The organism is Herbaspirillum sp. B65 (assembly GCF_000333555.1).
GTDB classification, from domain to species: Bacteria; Pseudomonadota; Gammaproteobacteria; order Burkholderiales; family Burkholderiaceae_D; genus Herbaspirillum; species Herbaspirillum rubrisubalbicans.
The window spans coordinates 1-3260 of record NZ_BADI01000377.1 but is presented as its reverse complement, the minus strand read 5'-3'; the positions used below and the strand labels follow the sequence as shown (position 1 = coordinate 3260).

Genomic DNA, 3260 nt, shown 5'->3' with positions numbered 1-3260 from the left:
CCTGCCCTCGACCTACCCTGCCGCATGGCGGGCTTTGGCATCATCACGCGCCAGGACAGCTTGCTCTCGCCGGGCGCCAACCTGGTCCTGCAAGGAATTCGTGAAGTGGCCAAAATGATCTACTGATGAGCTCTACCGGCCCGGCATCGGGCGATGCCGGGGACGCCCGGACTCGCCGAGTTTTATTAAGAAATGTAAGCAAGCGTAAGCCAATCTGAAAACCTCCCACAAAATGGCTGCGCAAATCCCTTCCAGGCATTTCAACGCAATAAAAAATCACTGCAAAAAAACAACACTTCACGGTCTCAAAAAACTAAGTTTTTGAGGGCTGTCATACAGCTTTTACGGGCTTGCAATTCTGCTGAACCGCACAGATGTTGTTTTTCACTACCCGCCCCGAAAAAGGCACGAAAAAAAAGAGTCGCTTTTCAGCGACTCTTGCGACGTTTGTTGAGCCTATAAGCCAGGGCAGCAAAGCCGCCCCGGCAAAGACATTACACCCAACCGGCATCGACAATGAATTCCTGCGCGGTACACATGGCACTATCGTCCGCGGCCAGGAACAGCACCATGCGCGCCAGGTGCCAGGGCAGCAGGTCGCCTTGCAGACACTGGTTACGGGCGATGGCCTTCTTGCCTTCTTCATCCAGCCACAGCTTGATCTGGCGTTCGGTCATGACCCAACCCGGTGTGACGGTATTGACGCGGATCTTGTGTGGACCGAGGTCGCGCGCCAGGCCGCGCGTGAGGCCCAGGGTCGAGGCCTTGGCCGTGGTATAGACCGGGAAGCCGCCACCGGACTGGTGCCAGCTGATCGAACTGAAGTTGATGATGGAACCGCCGCCACGGCGCTTCATGCCCTCCACCACCGATTGCACGGCGAAGAAGGAGGGGCGCTGGTTGATGGCGATGCGGTCGTTCCAGTATTCCAGCGTCACCTCTTCCAGCTTGTGACGCTGGTCGTTGGCGGCATTGTTGACCAGCACGTCGAAGTCGCCCAACTGGCCTTGCAGCTCGGCGATGGTGGCCTGGAAAGCCGGGATGTCACGCAGGTCGCAATGACGGAACAGCGGCTTGGGATGACCGGCTGCTGCCACTTCATTGCACAGCGCTTCGCTGGCTTCGGTGGCGATATCGACAAAGGCCACGTGCGCGCCTTGTTGCGCAAATGCTTCGACGATGGCCGCACCAATGCCGGTGCCGCCGCCGGTGATGAAGACGCGCTTGCCCTTCAGACTGGGAAAGCTCGCCAGTTGTACGTCGTGGGGAGTATTGCTCATGAAGTTTCCTTGCTCTCCGGTGCCGACGCTGGGCGTCGACACCGGTTCGGATGAGGGGGGAAGTGAAGATCAGTGCGAATGCTTGGGCACGGCGGCACCACGGCAGCCGACCAGGAAGTCGAAGTCGCAGCCTTCGTCGGCCTGCAGCACGCGGTCCACGTACAGGGACTGGTAGCCACCGGCCATCTCCGGCTTGCGCTCGGCCAAGACCTTGGCACGCGCTTCCAGGCGGCGTTTCATCTCTTCCTCGCTGATGTCCAACTGCAGCTTGCCGGCGTAGGCGTCCAGCTCGATGAAGTCGCCATCCTGGACAATGCCCAGCGGACCACCGGCGGCCGCTTCCGGCGCCACGTGCAGGATCACGGTGCCATACGCGGTGCCGCTCATGCGGGCATCCGAGATACGCACCATATCCTTCACACCGGTGGCCAGGATCTTGGGCGGCAAGCCCATGTTGCCCACTTCGGCCATGCCGGGGTAACCCTTGGGGCCCACATTCTTCATCACCAGCACGCAGCTGGCATCCACATCCAGATCAGGATCGTTGATGCGTTCCTTGTAGTGGTTGAAGTCTTCGAACACCACGGCGCGGCCGCGATGCTTCATCAGTTCGGGAGTGGCGGCCGAGGGCTTCAACACGGCACCGCGCGGGGCCAGGTTGCCACGCAGGATGCAGATGCCGCCATCTTCGATCAGCGGCTTGGCCAGCGGGCGCACCACTTCATCGTTGTAGATCGGGGCATCCTTGACGTTGTCCCACATGGTCTGGCCGTTGACGGTCAGTGCATCCTTGTGCGGCAGCAGGTCGGCTTCGCCCAGGCGGCGCAGCACCGCGGGCAGGCCACCGGCGTAGTAGAACTCTTCCATCAGGAAGCGGCCCGAAGGCTGCAGGTCGACGATGGTCGGGGTGCCACGGCCGATACGGGTCCAGTCTTCCAACTCCAGATCCACGCCGATGCGGCCAGCGATGGCCTTCAAGTGGATCACGGCATTGGTGGAACCACCGATGGCGGCGTTGGTGCGAATGGCGTTTTCGAAGGCCTTGCGGGTCAGGATCTTGGACAGGGTCAAGCCTTCCCAGACCATGTCGACGATACGCATACCGGATAAGTGCGCGAGAACATAGCGGCGCGCATCAACGGCAGGAATGGCGGCATTGTGCGGCAGCGAGACGCCCAGCGACTCGGCCATGCAAGCCATGGTGGAAGCGGTGCCCATGGTGTTGCAGGTACCGGCCGAACGCGACATGCCGGCTTCGGCGGCCATGAAGTCGTGAATCGTGATTTCGCCAGCCTTGACCTGCTCCGACAATTGCCACACCACGGTACCGGAACCGATGTCGCGGCCCTGGTGCTTGCCGTTCAACATCGGGCCACCGGTCACGACGATGGCCGGCACGTCGCAACTGGCCGCACCCATCAGCAGAGCCGGAGTGGTCTTGTCGCAGCCGGTCAGCAGCACCACGGCATCGATGGGGTTGCCGCGGATCGATTCTTCCACGTCCATGCTGGCCAGGTTGCGGGTCAGCATGGCGGTGGGGCGCAGGTTGGATTCACCGTTGGAGAACACCGGGAACTCCACCGGGAAACCACCGGCCTCGATGATGCCGCGCCGCACGTGTTCGGCGACCTTGCGGAAGTGAGCGTTGCAGGGCGTCAGTTCGGACCAGGTGTTGCAGATACCGATGACCGGCTTGCCCTGGAACTCATGGTCGGGAATGCCCTGGTTCTTCATCCAGCTGCGGTACATGAAGCCGTTCTTGTCGGCAGTACCGAACCAGCTGGCCGAGCGCAGGGTGCGGCTCTTGTCTTTTTTATCGCTACTCATTGTTGGATTCCTGAATGACAGAAAACGAAGGATGGTTTGGATTCCGAATGCAAAAGGCGGGCAATCCTGCCCGCCTGCGTGATCTGGATTACTTGTTCTTGTTGTAGACGTCGAAGCACACGGCCATCAACAGCACCAGGCCCTGATCATCTG

General features: G+C 60.8%; 2 protein-coding genes and 1 pseudogene. 1 reads left to right on the top strand and 2 read right to left on the bottom strand.

Annotated features, from left to right (window positions below):
* Window positions 1-126 (top strand): annotated as a pseudogene (locus I5W_RS34020) (LysR family transcriptional regulator); the annotation flags it as partial.
* A gap of 368 nt (window positions 127-494) precedes the next feature.
* On the opposite strand, the gene I5W_RS09230 reads toward I5W_RS34020, so the two are convergent.
* A complete protein-coding gene (locus tag I5W_RS09230) occupies window positions 495-1280 on the bottom strand; it encodes an SDR family NAD(P)-dependent oxidoreductase (protein ID WP_044528998.1) in 786 nt (261 codons plus the stop codon).
* Window positions 1281-1349: 69 nt separating this feature from the next.
* Entirely contained in the window at window positions 1350-3107 is a 1758-nt protein-coding gene (locus tag I5W_RS09225; protein ID WP_017451259.1) for an IlvD/Edd family dehydratase, read from the bottom strand.
* Window positions 3108-3260 lie beyond the last annotated feature (153 nt).

Bases quoted from the DNA above. Each gene is read 5' to 3' on its own strand.
- I5W_RS09225 (WP_017451259.1), bottom strand. From the start codon at position 3,107: ATGAGTAGCGATAAAAAAGACAAGAGCCGCACCCTGCGCTCGGCCAGC.
- I5W_RS09230 (WP_044528998.1), bottom strand. From the start codon at position 1,280: ATGAGCAATACTCCCCACGACGTACAACTGGCGAGCTTTCCCAGTCTG.